Source organism: Streptomyces sp. TE5632 (genome assembly GCF_054061295.1).
Map to the genome: position 1 here is coordinate 5,892,211 of NZ_JBSSEA010000003.1, position 25,431 is coordinate 5,917,641.

Here is a 25,431-nt window from a genome sequence, read left to right on the forward strand (position 1 = left end):
GGCTGGAGTGCTAGGCGGGAGTGAGATCGGGCAGGGATGTGGTGTCGGAGGTGTCCATGTGCAGTGCTGACTGCCCGCCCGACGCGAACTCATCGCCACCACGCGAATCCCGCCCCACCCCTGCCGGTTCCGGGCTCCGACCGGCCTCGCCGCCGCTCCGCCCGGTGTGCCGGGGAGCGGGCCGCACAGACGTATCACTCGCTCGATCGGGCTAACCCCGGACCCGGGAGGATCACCGGGGCGGCCCGCACTCATACGCTCCACGAGTGACTCGTACGAACGCCTTGAACACCGGCCGCGACGACTTCCTCACCTGGGCGACGGGGGAGAGAGGCGTCGCACTGCCGGTGCGCCTCACGGACGCTGTACTGACGATGCTCGCGCTGCGCGGAGCGGACCGCAGGGCGGGCGTGCCGGAGCCGACCCCCGGCCTGCTGCGGCAGGTGCTGCACGAGGACCTGCCGCAGCTGCTGTGCGCCGGCGACGACGAGCTGGACGCCCTGCCCGGCGTCCTCGGCACCCTCGCCGACCGGGTCCGGGCAGCGGGCCGACTCAACGCCAAGCGTCACGCGCGCCTGCTCGCCGCCGTCGAGGACGCCGTGCCCGGCTTCCGCCGCGCCATGGCGGACCCGGCGAATCTGACCTGGCACCGCTGGTACGCGTCGCTGCTGACCGCCGACGGTGTCGACCCGGACGACCCCGCCGCCGTGGGGGCCTGGCTCGACGCCCACGAGAACACACCGCACGCCGACCGGCCGGCCCTGCCCGAGCCGCTGCACCGCTTCGACCTCGCGGAACGGACGTTCGCCGTGCGGATCCGTCTCGGCGAGGCGCTGCTCGCCGCGTTCGCCCGCGACACCCGCGAGGCATCACCGGCAGGCCCGCTGCTGCCCACACCGCCGCTGGACGACCGACGCCCCGACGACGCGCTCAGCAGTGAACTGGATCGTATCGCCGATGCGTTGACCGACCGGTGGACCGCGGCGGGGCTTGCGGAGGCGTTCGCCGCCCGGTACGCCGCACTCGCCCCCGCCCCGGAGACGATGCCGCACGTCGTGCTCGCCGACCGCATGCTCGACGAACACCTCGACTACTACGGCGACTCGTCCGTCCCGCTGCCGCCCCCGCCGGCCGTCCCGTCGCCCGACGAGATCCGGGACCTGCTGCACGCCGCCCCGCTCCCCGCGGCGCTCGCGGCCGGGACCTTCGACGACGAGCTGCGCGACGTCGCGGAACGCTGCGGCCTGCCCGGCCCCGCCACCGCCGTGTGGGCCGACGGCACCCCGCAGGAGCTGCTCGAGCTGGCCGCCGACGTCCTGGCCGCCCAGGCCGAACGGCTGCCGCCGGTCACCGGCCCGCAGGAGGCGTACTCGTTCGACGCAGCGCACCTCCTCTACTCGCTGTACGAACGCGGCAGCACCCCCGACTCGGTCGCCCGCAAGATCGCCGACGCGAAGTCCGACGGCCTGCCGCCCGAACTGGAGGACGCTCCGACGCCCGTGTCGCGCAACGCCCCCGACGCCTACGAGCTCCCGTCACCCGAGGAACTGTCCCAACTCCTCGGGATGCCCGCCGTCACGGACGCCGACCGCGCCGAACTCGACCTCCCCGCACACGGCCTGGCGTCGCTCGTGGACCAACTGGCCGCCACCGGCTGCGTCTTCCGTACCGGCGACACCTACGGGCTCACCCCGCTCGGCGCCGCCGTCATGCGCCACGTGCTCACCGCCGGCCATGTGGCCGCCCCCGACCAGGAAACCGTGGCGGAGTGGAACGCGGCCGAGACCGTGGCCGCCACCCGCCACTGGCCCACCCGGATCGCCGCCGCCACGCTTGCCGCGTGGGCCGCGCACCACGGTGGCACGGACGCGGCATGGGGCGAACTGCTCGACGCCGTCTCCGCGGCCAAGGCCGACGAGGCCGATGCCGCCCGCACGTCCGAGTACTTCGCCCGCCTCGATGTCGCCGCGATCCCCGACACGGTGCTGCGCGCCGCGCTCACCGACCCGGTGACCGGGGCCGCCGCCCGCGGGCTGCTGCTGGCCCGGGGAGAGTCCGTCCCCGAGGACACGGTCCCCCTCACCGCCCGCGCCACGGTGCTCGTCGAGGAGCTGGACCAGCGCTGGATCGACGACATGCTCGGCCATGTGAAGCGCCGGTACGACGCGGGCGAGACGGGCACCCCGGCCGCGGCCGACATCCCGCCGACCACCCTGCTCCCCGCCTTCGACACGGCGGCCGCCGCCTGGCCCGGCGGCGCCGCAGCCCTCACCGACGCCCTGGCCGAGGCGGACCCGGGCACGTCGCTGCGCATCCTGGACACCCTGCACGCCCACCACCCGGACCGCACGGTGGCAGACGCGGCGGCCCACGCGAAGAAGACGGCGCAGCGGGCATCGTCCGGGCGCCGCCGCTGACATGCCCCGGCCCCGGCCGACAGCCTGCAGGCGCACCCACCCTGCTGCGTACCAACGCCCGGGCCCGGCAGGGCTTCGCCAGGAGTGACGGTCGGGGAGTCCGGCGGGGAGATGTCCGCGCCGCTGGTGCGGCAGGGGCAGCGGGGCGCCACGGTGGACACGAGGGCCTGCCGAGTGGCGGTGCAGATGTAACAATCCGCACCGAACCCAGCAGGCCCTCACCTGTTCAAGCACCCGGCCGTGCGCCGGTATCACCCGGCACAGCGCGTCCGGCCCGGTCCTGCCCCCCCACGGCGCCGGTCAGACGGCTGGTCCCTCGCTGTCGAGCCGGACGCCGGGGCGACCGTTCTCGACGACGTATGTCGCTCGGGTGGAGACCGCTGCACCGGGCCTGGTGACATAGGGGACGACCCGGAAGTCGGTCGTCCACAGGTCCGGTGTCACCGTGGCCCGGATGTGGCCGCGGCGGTAGTTGGCGAACTTGATGTGCGGGTTCGAGAGGAGCGAGTCGCGGTTGTAGGCGTCCTGGTCGGCGCCGTCGCCCTCGGTGGAGACCGCGGTGCAGACGAACTCGCCGGCCATGACCGGTGCCTTTGGGGCGCGGTAGTCGGCCTTCACGTCGCCGGCGTGGTGACGGTGGCGGTCGCCGGTGAGGACGACGAGGTTGTCGACACCGCGGTCGCGCGCCCTCGAGGACGCGTCGGCGGTTGGCTTCGTACCCGTCCCAGGGGTCCATGAAGACGCTGACGTCCGGGCCGGTGTCCATGTCGGTCCCGGCCATCGGCGCCTGGTTGGCGAGAATCCGCCACCGCGCCCGGGACCGTTCGAACCCGTTCAGCAGCCAGGCCGGCACTGTCACATGGGCGAATGGCGTGGGAGGAACTTTGAGTTGATCATGGTGGAGGGGGGGACCGTCTGTGGGGGAGCTCGTCGCCGTCGGACCAGGGCCACCGGTACCCGGTGGAGATCATCGCGCACTGCGTGTGGCGGTGCTTCCGCTTCCCGCTCGGCTTCCGCGAGGTCGAGGAGCTGATGCTTCAGCGCGGCCTCCTCGTCTCCCACGAGACCATCTGCCGCCGGCGCGCGCAGTCCGGGCGGCCTGCGCCGCCGACGGCCCCGGCCCGAGGACACGTGGCACCTCGACGAGCTCTTCATCAAGATCAACGGCGAGCCGAAGTACCTGGGCGGGCCGTCGACGCCGACGGCACCGTGCTCGACATCCTGGTCCAGGGCCGAAGGGACGAGGCCGCGGCCCGGCGCTTCTTCCGCCGCCTGCTGAAGACGACCCGCTCGGTTCCGCAGGTGATCGTCACCGACCGGCTCCGTTCCCACAGCCCCACCCACCGCGAGGTGATGCCCTCCGTCGAGCATCGCTGTCACAAGGGCCTGAACAACCGGGCGGAGAACAGCCACCAGCCGACGAGGCGGCGTGAGCGCGCGATGAAGGGCTTTCCGCAGCGTCGGCGGGGCACAGCGGTTCCTGGCCGCGTTCGGCGGTGTCTCACCCCCCTTCGGCCCCGCCGCCACCTGATGAGCGCGCACGGTTACCGCGTCGAGGTGATCATCCGCTTCGCCATCCGGGATCAGGTCATCAGCGTCGCCGGCCGGCCTGCCGCGGCCTGAGCACGAAAGCCGGAACCCGGCCCCACCACACCCGACGCGCCGTCAGGCGCTCACACCCTCAACAACGTGACAGCGCCTTCGAACGTGTTGCTCGGTGGTTTCTTCAGCCGTTGGCAGCGGCGGTCGCGGCGGTCGCGGCGTGGGGCAGGAGGTCGTTGAGGAGTTCCTGGACGACTTCGAGTCGGGCGGCGCCCAGGGCTTGCGGGTTCGTTGCGGTCTGTCCGGCGGTGATGAGCAGGGCGAGCCGCACCGTTGCAGTGAGGAGATCCGGTCGGGATCGATCTTGCTCTGTTGGGCTGCGCGAACCCCCCGGTCGCCATCACGGGAGAGGGCGGTACGTACGACCGACCTCTCCCGTCCCAGATGGATCTTCAGGGCCTGGTGGCGATGACTTTTCGAGCGGTACACGCTTCACCAACTGCGGTCGAGCAGGCAGGCGAACAACGCGTCCAGATCCTCGGCCGCGCCCCGCGCGAGGGGCACCCCGCGCAGACCGTGACGCGCGGCGTCCAGATGCCGGCGCGCCTCCTCACGGGCTGCGGCCCGCCCGCCCGCCTCCTCCACCAGCATGGCGGCATGCGCCGCAGCCGCACCGTCCAGCAGCCCGGGCGCCTCCAGCAGTACCGCCAGTTCCCGCGCGGCCGGCCCGTCCCCGGCCAGCGCCGCGAGTACTGGGTAGGTCTTCTTGCGCAGCCGCAGGTCGCCGTGGACGGGCTTGCCCGTCACCGCCGGCTCACCCCAGATGCCCAGCAGGTCGTCCACCGCCTGGAAGGCCACGCCCAGATGCAGCCCAGCCTGCTCCAGCACCGCCACGGTCCCGGCAGGAGCACCGCCCAGCACCGCACCGAGCGCGATCGCACAACCCAGCAAGGACCCGGTCTTGCCCTCCGCCATCGACCGGTACTGCCCAGGATCCACCGCACCGGCCCCGCTCCACGGACGCCGCTCGAACCGCAGGTCCTCCGCCTGCCCGCACACGAGCGCGTTGAGCGTCCCACCCAACCGCCGGACCGCTTCCCCCGTCCAGGGCCCCGGTGTCTCGGCCAGGCACTGCACGGCGAGAGCCAGTAGCGCGTCGCCGGCCAGGACGGCCGGACCCGTCCCATAGGCCTTCCACACCGCCGGGCGCTGCCGCCGCAGGCCGTCACCGTCCATGATGTCGTCGTGCAGCAGGGAGAACGTGTGTACCAGCTCCACAGCCACCGCACCCGCGACAGCCACTCCGCCGTCCGCCCCCACCGCCTCGGCCCCCAGCACGGCGAGCGCCTGCCGCACACCCTTGCCCTCGGAGCCGCCCGGATCCGGCGTCCCGGCTGCATCGCTCCAGCCCAGCGCGTACGCCGCCATCTCACCGGTCCAGGGATGCAGCCGCCCCACCGCCTCCACCAGCGACGGCCGCACCAGCTCACGACAACGCTCCAGAACACCGCCTACCGCGGCGCCGTGACCGTGCGACACTCCCGTCGCAGCAGCGTCCGCCGAGCCGGAGGGTGAGTACACCGACGACAAGGAGGAACTCATCGCAGCCCCTCCACGCCGACCGCCTGCAGCGCCTCCGCCCCGCCCGCCGGCAGCACCGGCCCTCGGCCTTCGTCCGGTAGCGGCCCCAGCCCCAGTTCAACCGCCGCCTTCTCCACCATCTCCCGGGCGTGCCGCAGCCCGATGCGGTCGAGCGTCGAGCGCAGCTCCGCCAGCTCGGCGGCGCTCCGCGCAGCGTCCCGGCCCAGCCGGGCACGTGCCTTGACCAGCCCCAGTCGCGACAGTGCCGTCCCCCGCGGCTCCTCGATCTCGCGGAACTCCTCCAGTGCCCGCGCATACAGCTCCCGGGCCTCGGCGTAACGACCAGCCCGGTACAGCACGTTGCCCCGCATCTTGTGGTTGTAGGCGAGGGCGCTCGACAACCGCATCTCCCGGCAGGCCTCCTCCGCCTGCGACAGCAGCGACAGGGCACGCCCCACTTCTTCGTCGCGTACGGACACCACATCCGCGATGCCCCGCAGCGCCCATGCCCACCCGCGCCGGTCTTCCGCACGCAGCGCCGTCTCGGCCGCCTCCTCGAACAGTGCCAGCGCCTTGTCGTAGGAACCGGTGTTGCGGTGCATCTGCGCGATGCCCTCCAGTGCCCACACCGTGTGCCGTGCCTCACCGCGACGGCGGGCCTCGGCCAGCAACTGCTCGTGCAGTCTCCCCACAGCCTCGTAGTCGCCCTGTATTCGCCCCGTTTCGGCGAGCCCCGCCAGCGAATAGCCCCGTACGACGACGTCACCGCCCCGCTTGCCCATCTCGGCCGCCAGCCGCAGCAACCGGTACGCCAGAGCGAACGCCCCCCGCTGCCGGGCCAGTGTGCCCCCGCTCCACAGGGCCCACGCCATTGCGCCCTCGTGGCCGGCCGAACGCGCGGCCCGGTAGCTCGCCTTCCACGCCCGGTCGGCCTCCTCGATCCGCCCCAGTCTCCGGTACGCCTCCGCCACGGCCAGCCCGCAGCGGGCCATCTCCCGCCGGTCACCGGCCTGCTCCGCCGCCCGCAGCTCCTCGACGCCCCGGGCGAGCACCTCGGGCAGGGAGGCGTTCACCGACAGCGACCCGAGAGCCCCTTGGTACTCCGGCGCGGAAGCCTTCACCCGCTCCGTCCCACTTGCCTGACTGGCCATCAAGACTCTCCTCCGGTCGACTTGGTGATCAAGATGGCGACGGCATGAGGAGGTTCCGCATGAGCCGCGAAATCAGTCTCCTTATGGGTGCCGGGTCATCCTCAAGTGCTACGAGCAGCACGCGAAAGTCGTCGGCGAGGTGTACGGCGGCCCTGCGGCCGTCGGCGGCTGCGGAGCGGCGGCAGTTGCACGGACCAGTGACGAGTCGGCGCGCGACCCTACGTGCCTGCTGCTTGTCGGCCGGGCGGTCCGTGGTGGGGGCGGTGTGCCGAGTTACGAGCCGCTCGAGCGGCGCTGTCACACTGTTGGGCGTGTGAGTGTCCGAGGGCGCGCCGGGGCCTGGTGGACTTGCGCTTCGGGCCTGGGGCCAGGCCGTGGTGGACCGGCCGGCGACGCCGGTGATCTGCTCCCGGATGGCGAAGCGGACGGTCATCCCGGCTCGGCGGTCGGGGCTGTCATCCGATGGCGGCGGGGCTGGAAGCGGGGTGAGATGCCGCTGAAGGCGGACAGGAACCGCTGTGCCCCGCCGAGGCTGCGAAAGCCCTTCCTCGCGCGCTCGCGTCGCCGGGTGGGCCGGTGGCTGTTCTCGTCCTGGTCGTTCAGGCCCTTGGGGGAGCGGTGCTCGACCGAGGGCATGGACCCGCGGTGGGTGGGGCTGTGGGAACGGAGCCGGTCGGTGACGGTGGCCAGCAGGAAGCTGTCGTCACCCGCGGTACGTATGTCCCGCAGCCGCCCGGGTGGGGGATTACCACGCGCTTGGGGTCGTACTGCGGCGGCTTCACACCGGAGACGGGATCGTCGTCGAACAGCCCCAGCCGGTACGCGTCCAGCAGGATCGCCTTCAGCTTGTCGAACGCGTTCGCCCGCGCGGCCAGGCCGACGCCGTCGCGCTCCATGCTCAGGAGGAAGGCTTCGACGACCTTGTGGTCGAAGGTGCTCATCCGCCGGCTGCCCAGCAGCGGCAGCAGGTGGATGCTGAGCAGCGACTCCAGATGCCCCACCGACGGCCGGCCCCAGATCCCGCGGCCGGCCTCCCCCCGGGCGGCGTACTCCTCGAACCGCATCGCCCCGTACTTCGCGATGCGCTCCGCCTTCGCCTGCCCCCGCGGCGCCGCCTTCTTCGCGTTGCAGACCTCCGCCAAACGCGCGATCGCCTTGTCCTGGGTCGCGAACCCGGACCCCTTCACCTGTTTCCCGGCCGTCGACCGGTACCGGATCTTGTACGGGTGCGGGCACTTCGACCACCGCGACCGCGGATGCTCACACTCCTTGAAAAACGACCCCACCCCACGAACCAGGTCCGTGGCACTCACGGTTGCCGACTCCTCCGGGACCGATGCTGACAGTTTGCTCACCGTCGGCGGTCCGGAACGCCGCTGACCTGCGCTGATGCGCGCACGGTTCGCCATGTTCTGGCACTGGACCGGCCGGACCCGGGAGGAGATCGAACAGGCCCGCCGGGACTGGATGGAAGGCACCCGCTTCGGCGAGGTGAAGGGCTACGACGGTGCCCCGCTGCCCGCCCCCGAGCTGCCGCCGGGGCCGCTGAAGCCCCGCGGAAGGGTTCGCTGACCTGCGGAGACGGCTGACTGGTTGGTGACGGGTGGGCGACTCGCCGTCGTGCCTTGTCTCCCGTCCCTCCACCGCGTGCGGGAGGGACGCTGGACGTGCTGCAGGCCCCATGTGTGGGGCTGGGTAATTCCACGGTCTGTCCGTCTGTGGGTGGCTGTGGCAGGATCCTTGCCAACCCTTTGCCAACCCTACTGATGAGTCATCAGGTGTCGGCGGAGGTTCGTGTCGTACCTTCGCGGCGGTGCAGTGGCCGTCGCAGCTTGGGTGACCACCTCACGGATGCTGACCTGGTAGGTGGCTGAGTCACACTCCGGTGCGAGAACTCACGTACCGCACTCTGAGTAGGTGGGTTGAAGCGTCCGTCGTGGGCACCGTTGCACTCGGGTTCTCCTCTCTCGAGTACCCGAAGCAAGGACGCGGCGCCGACACGACTCTCACGGCCGATGCGCAGCATGCGATCCGGAACTCTTCGCGACCGACCAGGACGTACCCTTCGCTCCCGCGAAGTCCACGTATCTGAGAGATCACCTCACCCACATCGACCGAAACGATCCACCACCGGCCGAGTCGCACAAACCATCGGACACGCCCGCGCGTACAACGCTCGGAGCGTCAGGGCCGGGGGGCTTGGTTGTGGGGAGTGGGCCGGGCCCGGGCGACGAGCAGGGCGACGTCGTCGTGGTCGTCGGGGTGGCGCAGGGCGTGCAGGAGCCGGTCGCAGGTCTCCTCCAGGGGACGCCCCGGGTCGTCGAGCAGGCCGAGGAGGGTGTTCAGGCGCTGGTCGATGGGCTGGTCGCGGGTCTCGACCAGGCCGTCGGTGTAAAGGACCAGCTGGTCACCGGGACCCAGATCAAAGGTGGCGGTCCGGAACGGGATGCCGCCGACACCGAGAGGCGCGCCAGGGGGCAGGTCGAGCAGCTGGGGGGCGAGGCCGGGGCGGACCAGGGCGGGGGGCAGGTGACCGGCGAGGGAGACGCGGCACTGCGCACGATGCGGGTCGTAGACGGCGTAGGCGCAGGTGGCGATGGTCTCCTCCAGGCGGGTGGTGGTGTGGTCGAGGCCTTTGAGGACCTCTGCGGGGGCGAGGTCGAGGTCGGCGAAGGCGCGGGTGGCGGTGCGCAGCTGGCCCATGGTGGCGGCGGCGTTGATGCCGCTGCCCATGACGTCGCCGACCACGAGGGCGGTCCTGTCGCCGGCCAGGGGAATGGCGTCGAACCAGTCGCCGCCGACCTCGACGGCGACTGCGGCGGGCTGGTACCGGCTGGCGACCTCCAGGCCCACCGGGTGCGGCGGGTGCTGGGGGAGCAGGTGGCGCTGGAGGGCGAGGGCCGCATGACGCTGGCTGCGATACCAGCGGGCATTGTCGATGGACAGGGCGGCGCGGGCGGCCAGCTCGCCGGCCAGGACTTCGTCGTCCCGGTTGAACGGTTCGGGGTTGCCGGTGCGCTTGAGGCCAAGAGCCCCGAGGATCTCGCCGCGGGCGGTCAGCGGCACGGCCAGGTAGGAGTGGAGCCCGGCGCGGGCCAGCAGCTCGACCGCCCGGGGGCAGCGGGCGATGCGCGGCAGGTCGCGGCCCTCCACGCGGGGCACCCGGACCGGGCGGCGGAGGTTCACGCACTGGGCGGCCAGGCGGTCGGTGTCGTAGACGGCGAGTTCACCGGGCGGGTCGGCAGCGCGGGCGGCCTCGGTGGAGCAGACGGAAGCCACGGCGAGGGCGCGGAACAGCGCGGGCCCTTCATGGGTCTCCGCCGCGTGGCCCTGCAGGACGCTGTCGAGCACGTCCACCGTGGCCACGTCGGCGAGGTCCGGCACGCACACCTCAGCCAGCTCGCGGGCGGTCTGCTCGAGGTCGAGTGTGGTCCCGATGCGCAGGGAGGCGTCGGCGATGAGCGTAAGCCTTCGCCGGGCCCGGGCCGCCTCGATTTCTGCCCGGCGCTGCTTGGTGACGTCCACGACCGAGGTGGCCACCCCCAGCACCTGCCCACCGGAGTCCTCCAGCCGGTAGCGGGAGACCGACCAGACATGCTCGTGGTCGGGGTCGGCCGCGGTGCGGCCGACGACAGGCCGGTCCAGCAACGGCACTCCGGTCTCCAGCACCTGGCGGGTCGTGGAGTCGACGTCAATGTCCAGATGAGGCAGAACCTCGCGAGGGCGCCGGCCGATGTGGTCGGCGGCAGGCATACCGTTGATCCGCTCCAACGCCGGATTGACGGTCACGAACCGCAGGTCGGTGTCCAAAATGGCCAGCCCGATCGGAGCCTGCTCGATCAGGCGCACCGACAGCGCCAGATTCCGCTCCACCTCCCGCAGGATGGCCTGGTCGGTGGCGGTGCCCAGGGCATAGAAGTCCCCCAGGCTGTCCTCCAGCCGCATATTGCGGAACTCCACCATCCGCGTGTGGCCGTCCTTGCACCGGATGGGGAACCCGCCGGCCCAGCTCTCACCGCTCACCATGACCCGGTCGAACAGCTCGGCCACCTGTTCCAGGTGCTCCTCCTCAAGCAGCAGCCGGGCCGCGTACCGGCCCAGCGCCTCCTCGGTGGTGTAGCCGAACAGGTTCTCGGCCTGCGGGCTCCACAGCACGATCCGCCCGTCCGCATCGAGGACGACAGGCGCGACACCCAGCACGTCCAGCAGTCCGCCCGGAGTGGAGGAGACGTCCTTCACCCGCTCTGCCCGGCCGTGAACAGCCCCGAAAACTCCCTCCACGACCATCCCGGACACCCCTTTCACCGGCTGCCACGCAGCGTGCACTGCGTCCGCCTGCGCCGGTCCTCGCAGCCCCGGAGTGCCCCCGGACCGGCCGGCCATGCATCCCCGGAATTCCGGGTGACCCTGGTCCCCGTCCGGCACCGCACCGTCTTCCCCGCACCCAGGCGCCGGACACAGGCTGCCCCGGGGAAGGACGCGCTCTGGCCGACCCGGCCGTGCCCGGGCGCCGACGTGACGCGGTGGACACCGCGACGGCACCCGTGTCCACCGACCACGAACCGCACGTATCCCCACCGCCCCACCGCCGGCTGCGGACACCGACAACTGTCCACAATGTTCCACCAGGTTGCACCACTCCGCAGGGCGGCACGGTGCCGCCCCGACGGAAGCGGCGGGCGGTTGAGCCGGGTACCGGTGCCTGAACTCGGCCCTTGCCCTTGCCCCTGCCGAAAACCTCATCCGCCGAGGTGGGAGCCGATGTGCGGGATGCGCGGGTTCCCGAGCACGGACGCTGGGATCGGTGCTCTCGCGGGGCCGGCGATCACCCCGGCATCAGATCACGGTGCTGGAGCGCCAACTCGGTGGCGAGAAGGTTGGGTTCTCCCCGAACGGCCGCGCGTTCCTGGTGGCGTTTCTGCACCGTCTGCCCTCGACCGGGGATACCGCCGCATCCACGGCGAACTCCTCGTCCTGGGCGTTACGGTGGCCGCCTCCACCGTCCGGGAGATCCTTCGGGAAGCCGGGACCGACCCGGCACCCGAGCGCGCTACGAGCGCGTGGGCGGATTTCCCGCGCTCCCAGGCCGACGCCCTGCCGGCGTGCGACTTCCTGGAATCGGCAGGCGCAGGGCAGCTCGGGACGGCTCAGCGCAGCACGTCCGCCCAGTTCGCGGGGACGCGGCCCGCCGGGCCGGGCGCCGGCTGGTCCGCCGGGTGGCTCACCGGTGGCGCGAGTTCGGGGCCGGTCTCGTACAGCTCGTTCGTGTCGTAGTTCCAGAACCAGCCCTCGCCCGGCTCGTAACTGCGGATCACCGGGTGCCCGGCGGCCCGGTGGTGGGCGGTGGCGTGCTTGCCGGGGGAGTCGTCGCAGCAGCCGATGTGGCCGCACTGCGCGCAGCGCCGCAGATGGAACCACCAGCCGCCTGCGGCGTCGCACTCGACGCAGCCGGTGCCGCTGGGCGGGACGCGGGGGTCGATTCCGGTGTCGCTGGTCATGCCGGCTCCTGGGGTGTCGTACGGTCCTCGGACGTGGGCGGCGGCCCGTCGGGCGAGGCGGAGGAGAGTGCCGTTGCGTCGGGTTCGACGGCGGCCAGGGGCAGCAGTACCCGGAAACGGGTGTCGCCGGGCACCGACTCCACGCCGATGCTGCCGTGGTGCTTGTTGACGACGATCCGCCGGGAGATGTCCAGCCCCAGACCGGTGCCCCGGCCGACCGGTTTGGTGGTGAAGAACGGGTCGAAGATGCGGTCGCGGATCTCCGGCGGCACGCCGGGCCCGGTGTCCCGGAACTCGACGAGAAGCCGGTCGTCGTGGAGCGCGGTGCGCACGGTCAGCGTGCCGTCGCCGCCCGCGCCGTCCATCGCGCAGACCGCGTTGTCGATCAGGTTGGTCCACACCTGGTTCAGTTCCGCCGGGTAGGCGGGGATCCGCGGCAGCGTACGGTCGTACTCCTTGACGGTCCTGATCCGCGGCCCGATCTTGCCGGACAGCATCAGCAGCGTGCTGTCGAGGAGTTCGTGCACGTCGGCGACCTGGTAGGGGGCACGGTCCAGCTGGGAGTACTGCTTGGCGGCGTCCACCAGGGCGGAGACTCGGGTGGTGGAGTCCGCGATCTCGTCCATGAGCAGCTCGGTCTCCACCGTGTAGTTGAGCCAGCCCACGGCGCCCGGCAGGATCTCCTGCCCGACGGCCGCCGCGACCTGCTCCAGCCAGTCCACGTCGAGCCCGGCCTGTACGAAGGTCGGCGCGATCTGCCAGCCCTGCTCGATGCCGTGCTCCTCCAGCCAGTCGGTGAGGGCGTCCTCGCGGTCGGCCACCTCCAGCGGGGTGAGCACCGGTGCCTTGGCGACCCGCTCGGCGGTACGTTGCTGGATGTCGATGAGATTCGCCAACTGGTCCCCGGAGAAAGGGCTTTCGGCGATGAGGGCGAGCTTGTGCCGCATCCTGGCCACCCGCTCCCGCAGCGTCGCGGTGGCCCGGACGGCCGCCGCCGCCGGGTTGTTGAGCTCATGGGTGAGCCCGGCGGACAACGACCCGAGCGCCAGCAGCCGTTCCCGCTGCCCTACGGCCGCCTGGGTGCTCTTCGACCCGAAGAACAGCCCCTCCAGCAGGTGCACCGCCATCGGGAACCACTCGCGCATGATGTCCGCGAAGGTCTCGGCGGGCAGCACGAAGAACCGCGTCGGCTCCGTGACGCGCATCGAGTTGTTGTAGACCTGCCGCAGCCGGTCCCCGAGGTACGCCTGCATGGCGCCCGAATAAACCCCGCGCTGCGAGGACCGGATGACCTCCACGTCGTCGCCGCCGACGCGGCGGGAGAGCACCACCGTGCCCTCCAGCATCACGTAGAAGCAGGCGGCCGGCTCGCCCTCGGTGTAGACCGGGCCGGGGTCGAACCGCTCCATCCGCCCCTCACGGCACAGCCGGCCCAGCTGTTCGCCCGACAGCTTCTCGAACAGGAACAGCGAGCCGATCTCCTTCGAGCTGCACGGCAGCGGCCGGCCGCTCATGACTGCTCCAGATACCGGTGGACGAGCATCACGGCCATGGCTCCCTCTCCTACGGCGGACGCGACCCGCTTGGCGGACTCCGCGCGCGCGTCACCCGCGACGAACACGCCGGGCACATTGGTCTCCAGGTGGTACGGCGGCCGGTCCAGCTCCCAGCCGGAAGGCGGACGTCCGTCGGGCGTGAGGTCGGGCCCGGCCAGGATGAACCCGCGCCCGTCCCTCAGCACCGTGCCGTCCAGCCAGTCGGTCAGCGGGGCCGCGCCGATGAACACGAACATCCACTGGGTGTCGACCAGCTCGCTCCGCCCGCTCGCCGTGTCGCGCAGCGTCAGCTTCTCCAGATGGCCGGAGCCGTGCGCGGCCTCCACCACGGTGCCCGTGCGCACCGAGATGTTGGGGGCCTCCCCGATCTGCTGGATCAGGTAGTACGACATCGACGCCGACAGGGAGGAGCCCCTTACCAGCAGGGTCACCGACTTGGCGCCCCGTGCCAGGTACATCGCCGCCTGCCCCGCCGCGTTGGCGCCGCCCACGATGTAGACGTCCTGGCCCCGGCAGGACGGCGCCTCGGTCAGAGCCGAACCGTAGAACACCCCGCAGCCGGTCAGGTCCCGCGCGCCGGCCGCGGGCAGCTGCCGGTAGGACACCCCGGTCGCCAGGATCACGCTGTGTGCGGCGACCGCCGAGCCGTCCGAGAACCGTACGGTCCGGGCCGCGCCGCCCACCTCCAGGCCCGTCACCTCGCGCGCGGTGAGGATCTCGGCGCCGAACCTCGCCGCCTGCCGGCGGGCCCGGTCGGTCAGCTGGGCGCCGGAGACGCCGTCGGGGAAACCCAGGTAGTTCTCGATCCGGGAGCTCTGCCCGGCCTGCCCGCCGGTCGCCGAGCGCTCCACGAGCACCGTCCGCAGCCCCTCCGAGGCCCCGTACACGGCAGCGCCGAGCCCGGCCGGGCCGCCGCCCACCACGACGAGGTCGTAGAAGTCGGCCGCCGGTGTCGTCGCCAGCCCCACGTGGGCCGCGAGCTCCGGTGCCTCCGGCTCCAGCAGGGGCGTGCCGTCCGGTGTGACCACCAGCGGCAGCCGCTGCCCGTCCTGCCCGGCGGCGGCCAGCAGCCGCCTTCCCTCGGGCTCGTCGGAGGAGTACCAGCGGTAGGGCACCTGGTTGCGGGCCAGGAACTCCCGCACCTGGGACGACCGCGCCGACCAGCGGTGCCCGACCACCTTGGTGCTGGGCACCGGCCGGTAGTCACTGCGTCGCCAGGCCTGCAGCAGGTCGTCCAGGACCGGATAGAGCTTCTCCTCGGGCGGGTCCCAGGGCTTGAGGAGGTAGTGGTCCAGGTCGACGACGTTGATCGCGTCGATCGCCGCGTTGGTGTCCGCGTACGCGGTCAGCAGGACCCGCCGCGCGCCCGGGTGCACGTCCATGGCCTGTTCGAGGAACTCGATGCCGTTCATCCGCGGCATGCGGTAGTCGGCCAGGATGACGGCGACGAGGTCGCCGCGCAGTTTCAGCTCGCGCAGCGCGTCCAGCGCGGACTCGCCGGACTCCGCGCGCACGATCCGGTACGAGGCGCCGTAGCGCCGCCGTAGGTCCCGGGCGACGGCGCGGGAGACCCCCGGGTCGTCGTCCACGGTCATGATGACGGTCCGCGTCGGCTCCACGGCCTGTGCCATGTGTCTGCCACCCCGCGTGGTCGGACGGGCAGCGCGGCGCGCCCTTGCAGTACCGCGCCGGCTTCCGCCCATCGTATGTTCGATCGCCACGATTTGCCCGAGTGTGCGGAGGTCCGTCGCCCCGGCCGCCCGCTTCCGTGGTCACCCGGTGGGGGAGACCGGACCGAGGACGGCTCACCGCACAGGGAGGCAGACGGCATGACGCGGCCGATCGCGGCAGGGGGGATCGGAGGAGAGCCTCGCCACGCCGGCGCGGGCAGGGACGGGAGGCCGAGCGCCGCGGGCTGCCGCTGCGCCGGGTGCACGCCTGGCGCTTCGAGGCGCACGACGCCTTCGACGCGGGCGACCGGGACACCCGGCGGCAGGGGGTGCGCGACGGACTCGCGAAGGCCGCCCGGACCGTCACCGAGCGCCACCCTGTTCGTCGGTGACCGTCCGCGGCCCACCGGAACGCGGCAGGCGGTGAGCACCGCATCGTTCGTGCTTCTCGCCGGACTCTTCTTGACGGGGTGCCCCCAAGAATCGCGAACGTCGCCCGCTGCAACCGTTGCCCGCACCGATCGCCGATCCTGACGAGACGAATCGCCTCGGCATACGTCGGCACCGTCGCGCCTCGCGCCTGATGCGTGCCGGTGCGAGGGTCGTGTCCCGCGTCGCGGTGCAGGGGATCAAGCGTTACGCGTTCCGGGACCTTGTGGTCGAAGGTGCTCATCCGCCAGCTGCCCAGCAGCGGCAGCAGGTGGATGCTGAGCAGCGACTCCAGATGCCCCACCGACGGCCGGCCCCAGATCCCGCGGCCGGCCTCCCACCGGGCGGCGTACTCCTCGAACCGCATCGCCCCGTACTTCGCGATGCGCTCCGCCTTCGCCTGCCCCCGGCGGCGCCGCCTTCTTCGCGTTGCAGACCTCCGCCAAACGCGCAATGGCCTTGTCCTGTACGAGGCCCCTGGCGATCTCCGGAGAGGCGGCAGTCCACGAGGCGCCCTGCTGGGGTGAGTTGAACGCCCGGTCCGGCGGAGCCGCCGTCCCCGACCTGCGGATTCCGGCGCCTTGATCGGCTGCACCACCCGGCGGGACGCCATCGGTGCGCGAGCGGAACAACCGTCGAGGACAGGACGGGCGGCACCCTGGAGGAAGAGGAGGTGTGGGGGCGGGAGAGGAGGCGTGATGCGAACCAGTGACGAGATCTATCACCGGGTTCGCTGGGACCCGCGGTTCGATCCGGCCCGGTTCGTGCTGGGGATCCGCCGGCGCGGGGACGGCCTCGAACGCGTCCCGCTGTCCTCCTTCGTGCCCGGGGGCGACATCCCGTGGCACCGGGTGGTGTTCGTCGAGGCGGACGGCGAGCTGGTCTGGGACCGGGCCACGGGTGTGGACCGCGTCGACACGTCGGGTGCCGGCCGGGTGCGGCACCCGCAAGCGGGCCTGAGCTTCGGCGCGGGCCCCGGCGGGGGCGAGCCCGCCGGCGTCCTCGACGTGCCCCCGACGGCCCGGACGGCGGTGGCCTGGATCCCGCCTGCGGAACTGTGGCCGCCGATCCAGGACATCCGCCGGGATCACGATCCGCAGATCCACCGGTGGCCGCCGCACGTCAATGTGCTCTTCGGCTTCGTGCCGGAGTCCCACTTCGAGCGGGCTGCCCCGCTGCTGGCCGCGGCGACGGCCGGCGCGCCGGTCTTCACCGCCCGGCTGGAGGGGGTGCGTACCTTCCGGCACAGGGCGTACTTCACCGTGTGGCTCGACCCGGCGGCAGCGGGCGAGGGGCCGTGGGCGGACCTGCACCGCCTACTGCGGCAGCGGTTCCCGCGTTGTCGTGGGCCCGCCAAGAACTTCACCCCCCATCTGTCCCTGGGCCGGACCCGGGACCCGCGGCGAGTCACCGCCGACTGTGCCACCCGGCTCGACGCGATGACGGCGACGGTCTGGGAACTCGTCCTGCTCTCCCGCGGCGGCGACGGACCGATGCGGCCACGGGCCACGATCGCCCTGCGAACGGGCGAGGTCCGCCGGCTGCCCGGGCCCGGCCCCGAGGCGCCGGGCCCGGAGGACACGGCATGGCTCTCCCCGATCACCGACAGGTGAGGCCATGGCCGGGTGCGGCAAGGCGCCGCCAGGGATTCAGGCCGCCAGGGCGGAGTGTTTCGACGCCTGCCGGAGACGCGTCAGAGCCCGCCCCTCCCACCAACCAACGGTGGCTCGCTCCGCCGGTCACCGGCACCTCATGCCTCCCTTACGAGCCCCCTGAGCTGACCCATGTCTCGGAAAGTCCCTGAAGCCAGGTTTATGATCCTGGCGTAAGGAAAACCACGCAGTGCCAGCACCACGCAAATACCCGGACGAGCTCCGCGAGCGGGCCCTCCGTGAGGTCCGTGGCGGTCGGGGCGGCCTGGTGGGGGCCTGCGGCAGGAAGACCCGGTTGACGTACGGAAGAGTGTCGATGTCGGGACCCAGCAACGCTGCACCGGCCTTGGGGCCGGCGATGCCGGCGGCCCGGGCGCCGAGCAGGGGGTCACGCCACAGGACGCCGGGCAGCGCCCGCCGGTTCTGCTCGTCCTCCAGGAGGGCTTCGACGCGGTAGCCCGGCATGTCACCGGCCAGGACCCGGCCGCCCGACGACGGAGCTGACGCGTCCAGAATCGGCCACGGCGCGTCCAGCGCATTCCGGTTGCCCGCCGGCAACGGCGCCGGCCTGCGAGCCGATCAAGATCATTCTCAACGTCAACCGCTGCACTCCTGCTGCTCAACCGCGCCTCCTCAAGCGCGAGGTTTAGGGTGGCCGTACGGCATCGGTGGAGTCGCAGGGGATGGTGCCCGATGGGCGGCAGTGACGTGACGACGGTCCTTGCTCACCCAGAGCAGGGGCGGGTGCACGGTGGTCGGTGTGCAGAGGCGTGTGGGGCGTAGCGGCCTGAGGAGCGTGGCTGGAGGGCCGAGCACGGTTGCCGGGTCGGCCGAGCGGGCCACGGCTGCTGAGGAGGCGCGGCTGCGGGGTGAAGCGCGTCGGCGGGAGTTGGCGGTGCTTTCCGTGATCGCCGTCGGTGGGGCGGTGGGGGCGGGCGCCCGCTATGAGGCGGGGCAGCTGTGGCCCACGGGCAGCAGCGCGTTCCCGTGGACGACGTTGGGTGTCAACGCGGTCGGCTGTCTGATCATCGGTGTGTTTCTGGTGGTGGTGACCGAGGTGTGGTCGGTGCACCCTCTGGTGCGGCCGTTCTTCGGCACGGGGGTGCTGGGCGGATTCACCACCTTCTCCACGTACTGCGCCGACATCGAACGTCTGGTCGCCCAGGAGCGGGCCGGTATTGCGCTGGCCTACCTGGCGGCGACCGTTGTGGCCGCGATGGCCGCGGTGACGGTCGGCGTGGCGGCGGCGCGCCGTGCCCTGGTCGGAAGGAGACGGTAATGGAGCTTATGGGTCGCGCACTGCGCATGACGGTCTTCGTGGACGACACCGACACCTGGCATCACAGGCCGCTGTACACGGAGATCGTGCACCGGGCTCACGAGGCTGGGCTGGCGGGGGCGTCGGTCTTCCGTGGGGTGGAGGGGTTCGGGGCGTCCTCGATCGTGCACACCACCCGGTTGCTGTCGATGGCGGACGACCTGCCGACCATGGTTGTCATCGTGGACGAGGAGGACCGGATCCGTGCCTTCCTGCCGCAGCTGGACGAGTTGGCCATCGAGGGGCTGGTGACTCTGGAGGAGGTCCAGGTGGTGCACTACGTGGGGCGGGAGGCCGTGAGCCGATGAGATTGCTGCTGGTGCTGCTCGGCGGCGCGATCGGGGCCCCGCTGCGGTATCTGACCGACCGGGCGGTGCAGGCGCGTCACGACACGGTTTTCCCGTGGGGCACCTTCGCCGCCAACATCACCGGCTCAATGATTCTCGGCGCACTGACGGGGGCGGCGCTGTCCGGTGCCGCGTCGGGGGACATGCAGCTGTTCTTGGGGACCGGGCTGTGCGGGGCGCTGACCACGTACTCGACGTTCTCCTATGAAACGCTGAGCCTGGCCGCGGCCGGCGCGAGGTTTCTGGCGTTCGTCAATGTGGCGGCCTCGGTCATCGCAGGGCTCGGAGCGGTGTTCATCGGCTTGGCCGTGGCCAAGGCGGTGTTCGGATAGGCCCCGGCTCCCACTATCCGGATACCGCCTGAGCAACTCACTCCGCTCCCGTGGCGCCGCCGGTGCGGACCGCGTCCGCGCGCCCGGCCGACGCTGATCACCTCGACCTCTTCGACGATCACCAGGCCCTCGGTGACCAGTTGCTTCACGCTCCGGGCCGGCTCGGGGCGGGCGGGCTGAGGCCGTGGACCGCGTGGGCCCCTCCCTGGATCCGCATCCTGGACAACTGCATCACCCGCAAAGTGCCCGTCATCAAGCAGTGGCCGGCCGCCCATCCCCGGTTCCACCTGCACTTCACGCCGACGAGTGCGTCCTGGCTGGACCTGGTGGAGCGGTGGTTCGGCGAGTTCACGCAGAAGAAGCTCACGCGCGGTGTCCACCGCTCCGTCCAGGCCCTCGAACGCGACATCCGCGGCTGGCTCGCCGACTGGAACGAGCATCCACGGCCCTTCGTCCGGACGAAGACCGCCGACGAGATCCTCGACAAAGTAGCCGCTTACTTCCGGCGCATCTCGGACTCAGGTCACCAGGACCTGTCCGGGCGATCGTGTGACTGCCCCGCTGCCGGGCCGGGCCCGGCCTCCGGGCGGCTTGTGCCGATCGGAGTCAGGGCCCGGTGGTGCCGGATCCCGGTTAGGGGGATCGGTCGGCTTCAGCTGGTCACCGCGCACTGACCGCGGTCTGCGGCCTTCGGTCCCTCCGCAGTGGGACGGACATCGAAGTCGAAGATCCCGGTCGGGAGGTAGAGGGAGCAGCAGGCGTTGGGGATGTCGACGATCCCGCTGATGCGTCCCTCGATGGGGGCCGCACCGAGGAGCAAGTATGCCTGCTCTCCGGTGTAACCGAACCTCTTCAGGTACTCGACGGCGTTGAGGCAGGCGCGGCGATAGGCGACCGTCGCGTCCAGGTAGTAGTTGGTGTCGGTGTCGTGGTCCACGGAGATCCCGATGAAGGAGATGAACTCCGAGTACCGCGGCTCGACGTTGCCCGGTATGAAGATGGGGTTGGTGGTGACACCGTACTTCTCCATGCCGCCCTTGAGCAGATCGACGTGGAAGTCGATGTAGCCGCCCATCTCGATGGCACCGCAGAAGGTGATCTCACCGTCTCCCTGGCTGAAGTGAAGATCACCGCCTGACAGCTTGGCGTCCGTGACATGGACCGGGTAGAAGACGCGGGATCCACGAGTGAAGTTCTTGATGTCGTGGTTGCCGCCGTTCTCCCGTGCGGGAACGGTGCGGGCCCCTTCCTGGGTGACACGTTCGGCATCTGATCCGGTCGCCCGGCCGGCGAGGGCCTGATCGGGCTCGGGCGCGAGTCCCAGGGGCGGGACCCGGTCGGGGTCGGTGTCGATCAGGGCCTGCTCACGCCTGTTCCACCGCTCCAGCAGTTCTGCGGACGGCGCGGTGCCGAAGAGACCCGGGTGGGTGATGCCGGTGAAGCGGACACCGGGAAGGTGCCTGGAGGTGGCTACTTGCCCGTGGAAATCCCAGATCGCTTTGTAGGCGTCGGGGAAGTAGTCCGTCAGGAACCCTCCGCCGTTGGCTTTGGCGAAGACTCCCGTATATCCCCAGCCCTGACCCGGCGCGTCCCCGACCTGCTGGGGCACCGGCCCCAGGTCGAGGATGTCCACGACGAGCAGGTCGCCCGGCTCCGCCCCTTCGACGCCTATCGGCCCGCTGAGCATGTGGGTGGCGTTCAGGCCGACATCGCGCACGTCGTTGGCGGAGTCGTTGTTGCCGATCTGCGCGTCGGTCCATTCGCGGCATTCGACGCGGAACTCGTCTCCCGGGCGGACCATCGCGGCAACCGGAACATCCGGATGCCACCTGTTGTGTCCAGGTACGTCCTGGTCGCGCATCGACCGGGATTGGTCGACGCTGAAGATTACGTCAGGCATGTGAACTCCGTGGTCTGTTCTGTACGGGTGAGCGGGTGCGGCGTGTGGCCCGGGGTGCTCCGACCACCCCTCACGCTGCTTCTGACGTCTCCACTTCTTGCGTTTCAACCACCTCCCGGCGCTCCCGTCGACAAGTCGGCGGCGGTCATCGGCAGCCACTAGCCGGGGCTGCCGACCGGATGGCCCGGGACGCCGTACTCCTCCGCGGGCCTGCCGGGCTGCCTCCGGCGAAGTACGATCCACAGCGCGGAGAAGGTCAGGACGCCGAACGCGCCCAGCGCGATAGCCATCTCAAAGAAGTTCTCGGTGACCCAGTAACCGGACAGCAGCAGGAATGCCGGTATGACACCGGTTACCCAGCCTTCGATCGCTGTCACCCAGCCGACATAAGACGTCAAGGCCTCCATTTTCAGTCCCAGTAGCAGGAAGAAAAGGAACCAGAGGAACGCCCAGTAGAGCCATATCACTCCGAACGGCTGATCGTCGAACAGCCGGAAGTTGACGAAGGAGTACCCCAGAGCCGCGATGGCCACGAACAGTGAGTAATAGCCCACACCTGTCGTGTCGAGCCCCATGAGTATTCCGATTCCCACATAAAGGTATGTGAAACCGAAAAGGAAGATGCCCGATGCGAGCGCGATTTGGCTGGGGTCCCGATTCGCGGCGATGATGAGATATGTGGGTGTGAGGACCTGGAGCCCGCCCACGAACAGATTGAATACGGCGGCTGCCCGGCTGTCGACCTTTCCCAGCAGCATCAATCCGTTCAGGAAGAGCACCGCGCCTACAAAGAGAAGTCCGACGTTGCCCAAGGGGGACACCTCCCGAGATTTCGCTCCGCGAGCGATGGGCCCGCCGGGCGGTCATGCAACCGAGATGCTGTTGTGCGCAACCCGTGCCTCCGGTGAGGCGGCAGGGATCGAGACCGTCCCACGCCCCTTCTCTGAGAGGGCGTTGGACTGATTCCGCCGGTCCGTGACTTCCCCTCAGGGCCGGGGGAGCCGGTCGAGGGCCGGATGGGCCGGCCTCGGCGCAGCCCGCTCGGGAGGCACCCGCGTGACCACCGCGGGATTTTCCCGAGACTTCTCCTCCTGCTCGCGCAGGCCCGCGACGGCAGGCGAGGTGAACGCGGTCGCGGGGGACGAGTACACACGCCGAGCCGTATTCGAGCACTGCGGGCAGGCGCGCGCGGTCGGCGCTGTGCCGATCGGCAGCTTGACGTCGAACGATCCGCAGCGGTTGCAGGAATACTCATACGTCGCCATGATCCGTCTCCGCCTCGCCGCGCTTCCGGCCTTGGGCCGTGGCGCGGTTCTGGTCGAGCCAATGAACACCGGAGCAGCATCGCCTCTTATTCCAGGCAACGCCTGTGACGACGGCGTGTCAAGGCGAGTTGGAGATGCTCCTGGGATCGCCCTGCGCCGCCGTGCCGAATGGGCGGGTACGACGCGGCGGGCCCCACCGGGTGGAAAGGACGTGACCCCCGCGCCGCATGCTGCTCGGTCGGGGCTTTGCGGGCGCGGTGATCAGTGTGTTCGGGCCCGTTTGTTGTGCGGCGGCCCGGTCACTCGGCACTGGACAGCAAGGCCGGCCGGAGCGAATGCGCGGTTACCGGACCACGCCTGTGCGCCGGCCTTCGTAGGAGTACGGCCATGGCGAAGATTCTCACGGTGCTTTATCCGGATCCCGTTGACGGCTACCCGCCCAGGTATGCCCGAGATGAGATCCCCGTCATCAGCGGCTATCCCGGAGGGCAGACGGCGCCCACCCCCCGGAGCCTCGACTTCAAGCCGGGTGAGCTGGTCGGCTGCGTCTCCGGCGAACTCGGTCTGCGTCCGTTCCTGGAGGAACGGGGCCACACATTGGTCGTCACCTCCGACAAGGAGGGGCCCGACTCCGTGCTGGAACGGGAAATTTCCGACGCCGAGGTGGTGATCTCGCAGCCGTTCTGGCCCGCCTATCTCACTCCTGACCGGATCCGCCGCGCACCGCACTTGAAGCTGTCGGTCACAGCCGGGATCGGTTCGGACCACGTGGACCTGCCGAGCGCCATCGAGCACGACGTCACCGTGGCGGAGGTCACCTACAGCAACAGCATCAGCGTGTCGGAGCACGCGGTCATGCAGATCCTCGCTCTCGTCCACAACTATCTGCCCGCCCACGAGTGGGTCACCGCCCGCCGGGGGTGGAACGTGGCCGACAGCGTCTCGCGGAACTACGACCTGGAGGGCATGGACGTCGGCGTTTTCGGTGCCGGGCGGATCGGCATGGCAGTGCTCCGCCGGCTGCAGCCATTCGATGTGAAGCTGCACTACAACGACGTGCACAGGTTGCCACCGAACCTCGAGCGGGAGCTGGGGCTGACCTGGCATGCGGATGCCCGCTCCCTGGCGGCCGCCGTCGACGTGCTCTCCATCCACGCGCCGCTGCACGCGCAGACGGTGAACCTCTTCGACGACGAGATGCTCGCGACCATGAAGCGAGGGTCGTACATCGTCAACACAGCCCGCGCGCTGATCGTCGACCGAGACGCCGTGGTACGCGCTCTGGAACGAGGCCATCTGGCGGGTTACGCCGGGGACGTCTGGTATCCCGAGCCGCCGGAAGAGGACCACCCGTGGCGCGGCATGCCGCACGAGGGCATGACACCGCACGTGTCCGGTTCGACGCTCTCCGCGCAGGCCAGGTACGCGGCAGGCGTCCGGGAAATCCTGGAGTGCTGGTTCGACAACCGCCCGATCCGCCAGGAGTACCTCATCGTGGAGGGCGGCAGGCTTGCCGGGACCGGGGCCCGCTCGTACACCGTCTGACGCACACGCTAGGAGTCGGCGGGGCCGTCACCGCCCGTGCACAGGCGGCCGGGACGGCACGCTCCGCTCTCCGTGTTCTCCGTGTCAGGGCGCCCCCGCGATCGCGCAAGCGCGGCACGGGGGTCGGCCGCAGGTGCACTGCAGGATGGCGTCCAGCACCTCGTGGTCGTGGTAGAGGCACTTGTCCTGGCAGGTGTGGCGCGGGACGAAGCCCGCCTGGAGCTCGTCCGGCCAGGGCTCCTCGCCCTCCCGGCAGCGTACGAACCGCTCGGGATCCGTGGAGTGCAGCCGGTGCATGCTCTCCCGTGCCTCGCCCTCCAGGTCGTGCGTTTGGGCGACCATTGCTTTGAGCTGGTCGGCGAGACCGGAGAACCTGGCGTCGCCCGTTCTCACATGGGCTGCGCCCAGCGCCATGACGGCGTTGCCCAGGAACCGACGAGCGTCCTGAAGATCGGTCACGTGATGCAGTTGGATGCCCGTTACGCTTCTGACCCACACGGCGTCTTCACTCACTTGTCCACCTTCCGGGGTCGGTCGCCCACTGGTAGTGCCGGCGCGGAAGTACGTCTTGTCTTCCTCATGCGCCCTGAAGTCCGGTCCGGGCGGCTGCCCGCAAGGTCACTGGTGAACGTCCTGCTTCAGACCCGGTCCGCCGCGCTGCGGAAAAGGTCCATAAGGGACGCATGCTCTCAAGAAAGCTAATTCTGCAGTGCGGGCCAGTCCAGCCCTGCATCAGTGAACTGCCTCACAAGCGCTGCACCTCTGCTTCCCGGCAGTGGTGAGGTGTCGGGGGATGCGGCGGCATGTCGACCGGGTCCACTCCGAGCATCGAAGGCGGGGGGCGGGCCGGGGTTCCTCCATGTCTTTCGCACCATCACGGAGCATGGCGACCAGCACGCTGATGTGGTGCCGGGTGAGCCGGAGGAGAGCCTGTGTGCGGGTCGTTCCGCGGGCGTGGCATCGGCTTGCGCAGACACAGCTCATCGGCGGGTCGGGGCACGGAGCGCGAGGGCTCGCCGATCGGCGCGGAAGGACCGACACGACCGACGACGGCAGGTTCTCCGGACGGTTCTTTCGGCGGCCCTGGTGCGGGTGCCGTGTTCCGGCCGTCGCTCGCGCATCGGGCGACGGCATGCCAGGGGGCGGGGGTCGGTGCGCCTGCAGTCGCATCGACCCCCGCCCCTGGTGGGTATGGGCGGCCCCGTCCGGTCACCTGCTGTCGTCTCGG

The 25,431-nt window shown here is 70.9% G+C and carries 20 protein-coding genes and 5 pseudogenes; 11 read left to right on the forward strand and 14 right to left on the reverse strand.

Translation table 11 applies throughout. From position 1 onward, the window contains the following. The first annotated feature begins 266 nt into the window (after window positions 1-266). On the forward strand, window positions 267-2,417 hold the full coding sequence (locus tag ACVW19_RS32085; protein ID WP_457463906.1) for a hypothetical protein: 2,151 nt from the start codon (window positions 267-269) through the stop codon (window positions 2,415-2,417). 300 nt (window positions 2,418-2,717) lie between these two features. Here ACVW19_RS32085 and ACVW19_RS32090 read toward each other — a convergent pair. Beyond that, a pseudogene (locus tag ACVW19_RS32090) lies at window positions 2,718-3,276 on the reverse strand (alkaline phosphatase D family protein). 101 nt (window positions 3,277-3,377) lie between these two features. On the opposite strand from ACVW19_RS32090, the gene ACVW19_RS32095 reads away from it, so the two are divergent. Then, the gene (locus tag ACVW19_RS32095; protein WP_457463907.1) at window positions 3,378-4,040 is read left to right on the forward strand and encodes an IS6 family transposase; all 663 of its coding nucleotides are present in this window, start codon (window positions 3,378-3,380) and stop codon (window positions 4,038-4,040) included. A gap of 103 nt (window positions 4,041-4,143) precedes the next feature. On the opposite strand, the gene ACVW19_RS32100 is transcribed toward ACVW19_RS32095, so the two are convergent. The 5 genes and pseudogenes from ACVW19_RS32100 to ACVW19_RS32120 form a co-directional block, all read right to left on the reverse strand. Then, complete coding sequence (locus ACVW19_RS32100; RefSeq protein WP_457463909.1) at window positions 4,144-4,290, reverse strand: hypothetical protein; 147 nt, start codon at window positions 4,288-4,290, stop codon at window positions 4,144-4,146. A 161-nt stretch (window positions 4,291-4,451) separates the two neighbouring features. Next, window positions 4,452-5,561, reverse strand: a complete 1,110-nt coding sequence (locus ACVW19_RS32105; RefSeq protein WP_457463911.1) for a polyprenyl synthetase family protein — start codon at window positions 5,559-5,561, stop codon at window positions 4,452-4,454. Then, window positions 5,558-6,691, reverse strand: a complete 1,134-nt coding sequence (locus tag ACVW19_RS32110; RefSeq protein ID WP_457463913.1) for a tetratricopeptide repeat protein — start codon at window positions 6,689-6,691, stop codon at window positions 5,558-5,560. Before ACVW19_RS32110 ends, ACVW19_RS32105 begins: the two co-directional genes overlap by 4 nt. Before the next feature lie 370 nt (window positions 6,692-7,061). Next, a pseudogene (locus ACVW19_RS32115) lies at window positions 7,062-7,372 on the reverse strand (IS6 family transposase); the annotation flags it as partial. Next, on the reverse strand, window positions 7,291-8,004 hold the full coding sequence (locus ACVW19_RS32120) for a hypothetical protein (protein WP_457464914.1): 714 nt from the start codon (window positions 8,002-8,004) through the stop codon (window positions 7,291-7,293). The pseudogene ACVW19_RS32115 and the gene ACVW19_RS32120, both read right to left, overlap by 82 nt. 94 nt (window positions 8,005-8,098) lie before the next feature. On the opposite strand from ACVW19_RS32120, the pseudogene ACVW19_RS32125 reads away from it, so the two are divergent. After that, window positions 8,099-8,263, forward strand: a pseudogene (locus tag ACVW19_RS32125) (pirin family protein); the annotation flags it as partial. A 612-nt stretch (window positions 8,264-8,875) separates the two neighbouring features. On the opposite strand, the gene ACVW19_RS32130 reads toward ACVW19_RS32125, so the two are convergent. Next, entirely contained in the window at window positions 8,876-10,978 is a 2,103-nt protein-coding gene (locus tag ACVW19_RS32130; protein WP_457463914.1) for a SpoIIE family protein phosphatase, read from the reverse strand. A gap of 508 nt (window positions 10,979-11,486) precedes the next feature. Here ACVW19_RS32130 and ACVW19_RS32135 point away from each other — a divergent pair. Continuing rightward, window positions 11,487-11,812, forward strand: a pseudogene (locus tag ACVW19_RS32135) (hypothetical protein); the annotation flags it as partial. A 26-nt stretch (window positions 11,813-11,838) separates the two neighbouring features. On the opposite strand, the gene ACVW19_RS32140 reads toward ACVW19_RS32135, so the two are convergent. The 3 genes from ACVW19_RS32140 to ACVW19_RS32150 are packed head-to-tail and all read right to left on the reverse strand — an operon-like array spanning window position 11,839 to window position 15,376. Next, on the reverse strand, window positions 11,839-12,189 hold the full coding sequence (locus ACVW19_RS32140) for a UBP-type zinc finger domain-containing protein (RefSeq protein ID WP_457463916.1): 351 nt from the start codon (window positions 12,187-12,189) through the stop codon (window positions 11,839-11,841). Further along, on the reverse strand, window positions 12,186-13,703 hold the full coding sequence (locus tag ACVW19_RS32145) for an ATP-binding protein (RefSeq protein ID WP_457463918.1): 1,518 nt from the start codon (window positions 13,701-13,703) through the stop codon (window positions 12,186-12,188). The genes ACVW19_RS32140 and ACVW19_RS32145 overlap by 4 nt, the downstream gene beginning before the upstream one ends. Then, a complete protein-coding gene (locus tag ACVW19_RS32150; RefSeq protein ID WP_457463919.1) occupies window positions 13,700-15,376 on the reverse strand; it encodes an FAD-dependent oxidoreductase in 1,677 nt (558 codons plus the stop codon). The genes ACVW19_RS32145 and ACVW19_RS32150 overlap by 4 nt, the downstream gene beginning before the upstream one ends. Window positions 15,377-15,675: 299 nt before the next feature. Here ACVW19_RS32150 and ACVW19_RS32155 point away from each other — a divergent pair, with 299 nt between their 5' ends. The 6 genes and pseudogenes from ACVW19_RS32155 to ACVW19_RS32180 all read left to right on the forward strand — a co-directional run. Further along, complete coding sequence (locus ACVW19_RS32155) at window positions 15,676-15,807, forward strand: hypothetical protein (RefSeq protein WP_457463921.1); 132 nt, start codon at window positions 15,676-15,678, stop codon at window positions 15,805-15,807. Between the two features lie 735 nt (window positions 15,808-16,542). Continuing rightward, entirely contained in the window at window positions 16,543-17,457 is a 915-nt protein-coding gene (locus ACVW19_RS32160; protein ID WP_457463923.1) for an RNA repair domain-containing protein, read from the forward strand. Window positions 17,458-18,358: 901 nt separating this feature from the next. Further along, the gene (gene crcB, locus ACVW19_RS32165) at window positions 18,359-18,775 is read left to right on the forward strand and encodes a fluoride efflux transporter CrcB (protein WP_457464877.1); all 417 of its coding nucleotides are present in this window, start codon (window positions 18,359-18,361) and stop codon (window positions 18,773-18,775) included. After that, on the forward strand, window positions 18,775-19,122 hold the full coding sequence (locus tag ACVW19_RS32170; RefSeq protein ID WP_457463924.1) for a DUF190 domain-containing protein: 348 nt from the start codon (window positions 18,775-18,777) through the stop codon (window positions 19,120-19,122). The genes crcB (ACVW19_RS32165) and ACVW19_RS32170 overlap by 1 nt, the downstream gene beginning before the upstream one ends. Continuing rightward, a complete protein-coding gene (gene crcB / locus ACVW19_RS32175; RefSeq protein WP_457463925.1) occupies window positions 19,119-19,493 on the forward strand; it encodes a fluoride efflux transporter CrcB in 375 nt (124 codons plus the stop codon). The genes ACVW19_RS32170 and crcB (ACVW19_RS32175) overlap by 4 nt, the downstream gene beginning before the upstream one ends. Before the next feature lie 215 nt (window positions 19,494-19,708). Continuing rightward, window positions 19,709-20,020 (forward strand): annotated as a pseudogene (locus ACVW19_RS32180) (IS630 family transposase); the annotation flags it as partial. A 125-nt stretch (window positions 20,021-20,145) separates the two neighbouring features. On the opposite strand, the gene fmdA reads toward ACVW19_RS32180, so the two are convergent. The 3 genes from fmdA to ACVW19_RS32195 all read right to left on the reverse strand — a co-directional run bounded on the left by fmdA (window position 20,146) and on the right by ACVW19_RS32195 (window position 22,658). Next, window positions 20,146-21,393, reverse strand: coding sequence for a formamidase (gene fmdA, locus ACVW19_RS32185; RefSeq protein WP_457463926.1), 1,248 nt, complete (start codon window positions 21,391-21,393; stop codon window positions 20,146-20,148). Between the two features lie 158 nt (window positions 21,394-21,551). After that, window positions 21,552-22,205 (reverse strand): AmiS/UreI family transporter, encoded by a 654-nt coding sequence (locus tag ACVW19_RS32190; protein ID WP_457463927.1) that lies wholly within the window; start codon window positions 22,203-22,205, stop codon window positions 21,552-21,554. 174 nt (window positions 22,206-22,379) lie between these two features. Beyond that, complete coding sequence (locus ACVW19_RS32195; RefSeq protein ID WP_457463928.1) at window positions 22,380-22,658, reverse strand: FmdB family zinc ribbon protein; 279 nt, start codon at window positions 22,656-22,658, stop codon at window positions 22,380-22,382. A 387-nt stretch (window positions 22,659-23,045) separates the two neighbouring features. Here ACVW19_RS32195 and ACVW19_RS32200 point away from each other — a divergent pair, with 387 nt between their 5' ends. Beyond that, window positions 23,046-24,203, forward strand: coding sequence for an NAD-dependent formate dehydrogenase (locus ACVW19_RS32200; protein WP_457463930.1), 1,158 nt, complete (start codon window positions 23,046-23,048; stop codon window positions 24,201-24,203). 84 nt (window positions 24,204-24,287) lie between these two features. On the opposite strand, the gene ACVW19_RS32205 is transcribed toward ACVW19_RS32200, so the two are convergent. Beyond that, the gene (locus tag ACVW19_RS32205) at window positions 24,288-24,662 is read right to left on the reverse strand and encodes a hypothetical protein (RefSeq protein WP_457463932.1); all 375 of its coding nucleotides are present in this window, start codon (window positions 24,660-24,662) and stop codon (window positions 24,288-24,290) included. Between the last annotated feature and the right edge of the window lie 769 nt (window positions 24,663-25,431).

Bases quoted from the DNA above. Each gene is read 5' to 3' on its own strand.
- ACVW19_RS32105 (WP_457463911.1), bottom strand. From the start codon at position 5,561: ATGAGTTCCTCCTTGTCGTCGGTGTACTCACCCTCCGGCTCGGCGGAC.
- ACVW19_RS32110 (WP_457463913.1), bottom strand. From the start codon at position 6,691: ATGGCCAGTCAGGCAAGTGGGACGGAGCGGGTGAAGGCTTCCGCGCCG.
- ACVW19_RS32130 (WP_457463914.1), bottom strand. From the start codon at position 10,978: ATGGTCGTGGAGGGAGTTTTCGGGGCTGTTCACGGCCGGGCAGAGCGG.
- ACVW19_RS32140 (WP_457463916.1), bottom strand. From the start codon at position 12,189: ATGACCAGCGACACCGGAATCGACCCCCGCGTCCCGCCCAGCGGCACC.
- ACVW19_RS32145 (WP_457463918.1), bottom strand. From the start codon at position 13,703: ATGAGCGGCCGGCCGCTGCCGTGCAGCTCGAAGGAGATCGGCTCGCTG.
- ACVW19_RS32150 (WP_457463919.1), bottom strand. From the start codon at position 15,376: ATGGCACAGGCCGTGGAGCCGACGCGGACCGTCATCATGACCGTGGAC.
- ACVW19_RS32160 (WP_457463923.1), top strand. From the start codon at position 16,543: ATGCGAACCAGTGACGAGATCTATCACCGGGTTCGCTGGGACCCGCGG.
- ACVW19_RS32170 (WP_457463924.1), top strand. From the start codon at position 18,775: ATGGAGCTTATGGGTCGCGCACTGCGCATGACGGTCTTCGTGGACGAC.
- crcB (WP_457463925.1), top strand. From the start codon at position 19,119: ATGAGATTGCTGCTGGTGCTGCTCGGCGGCGCGATCGGGGCCCCGCTG.
- fmdA (WP_457463926.1), bottom strand. From the start codon at position 21,393: ATGCCTGACGTAATCTTCAGCGTCGACCAATCCCGGTCGATGCGCGAC.
- ACVW19_RS32195 (WP_457463928.1), bottom strand. From the start codon at position 22,658: ATGGCGACGTATGAGTATTCCTGCAACCGCTGCGGATCGTTCGACGTC.
- ACVW19_RS32200 (WP_457463930.1), top strand. From the start codon at position 23,046: ATGGCGAAGATTCTCACGGTGCTTTATCCGGATCCCGTTGACGGCTAC.